Genomic DNA, 242 nt, shown 5'->3' on the forward strand with positions numbered 1-242 from the left:
TCGTTAATGTACCATCTTGCTTATATGTACGATCCGCAAAAGCCTCTTGTACAAGAGTTACTTTGTATTTTTCTGCAGCCTGTATAAACGCCTCGCTATTTGCTAATCCATAAAGTAATAGACTTGGATTTATATGATAAATTGCCTTTGCAATTGCATCTGCAATTTCCGGATTAGACGCCGCCATATTATATAAGGCACCGTGCGGCTTTACATGCTGCATTTTCCCGCCTGCCGCTTTC

Annotated in this window: 1 protein-coding gene; it reads right to left on the reverse strand. The window is 40.9% G+C overall.

Annotated elements, in window-relative coordinates; translation table 11 throughout:
• The coding region (locus tag SB717_RS38920; protein WP_410908609.1) for a LamB/YcsF family protein at nt 1-242 on the reverse strand (242 nt) is incomplete at both ends.

It is taken from the genome of Priestia sp. SIMBA_032 (assembly GCF_046535215.1).
Classification (GTDB): Bacteria; Bacillota; Bacilli; order Bacillales; family Bacillaceae_H; genus Priestia; species Priestia aryabhattai.